The sequence below is a fragment of the Pseudomonas sp. P5_B2 genome (assembly GCF_056400445.1).
Map to the genome: position 1 here is coordinate 1 of NZ_JBFULH010001124.1, position 973 is coordinate 973.

Below are 973 nucleotides of genomic sequence, written 5' to 3' on the forward strand. Positions count from 1 at the left end.
AAGGGGTGCAAATGAGCGTCAATGCCGTTGTTTGCGCACGGTTTGCCTGTGTATGTGCGTCGCCAGCTTGACCCGGTACGGCCATGAATAGCATATTCATTTGATTACGAAAAATTCCATTTTGATGCTTTTCGATAACATAAAGGTTATGACATGACGCCTCGCCGCCTACGTCAGTTCTTGGCATTGATTGAACACGCACACTTCGGTCGGGCAGCAAAAGCGCTGGGGGTTTCCCAGCCGGCATTGAGCAAAAGCATCCAGGCGCTGGAGAGCGAACTCGGGGTTACGCTGTTTGACCGACGCACGGAAGGCGTCGTGTTGACAGCGTTTGGACAGCTGCTTCGCGAGAAAAGCCAGCGCTTGTTGATGGCCGAGGAAGACCTGCGGCGTGACATCGCCTTGCTGGCAGGAGGCGATATCGGCGCACTGAAGGTGGCGTTGGGTCCCTATCCAAGCGTCACCAGCGGCTACGCCAGCATCGCGCGAATGCACGCCCGCTATCCGCACATCAAGGTCACTGCCCATGTCGCCGGATGGCGTGAGGTCGCCCATCAGGTCGCCACAGGGGTAGTGGATCTGGGGATTGCCGAAATCAGCACGTTACTCGGCAGGGAGGAGTTCACCTGTGAGCTGGTGGGTGAACATGTAGGGCGCCTGTTTTGCCGCCCCRGTCATCCGCTGCTGTCAAAACGTCGTTCACTGACGTTGGCGCAAACACTCGACTATCCGTGGGTGGCGTCGCGCCTCCCACTGCGGCTGGCCAACCATTTGCTCCCGGCAACGTTGGGTTGTGCTGGCGCTTATGATGCGCTGACGGGGGATTTTGTACCGGCGATCGAAATAGACGTGCCGATGCAAATCGTCAAGTTCGTCGAGTCCAGTAATGCGCTGGCCATGGGGAATTTATCGACGTTTGAGCAGGAAATCCTGGCTGGTGAACTCGTACCGTTACCCATCCATGACCTCGCAC

The 973-nt window shown here is 57.2% G+C and carries 1 protein-coding gene; it reads left to right on the forward strand.

Going from position 1 to position 973, the window contains the following annotated elements; translation table 11 throughout:
- Positions 1-153: 153 nt before the first annotated feature.
- Positions 154-973: LysR family transcriptional regulator (locus tag AC1DRJ_RS29630; RefSeq protein ID WP_477805255.1), on the forward strand; the 820-nt coding region annotated here is incomplete at its 3' end.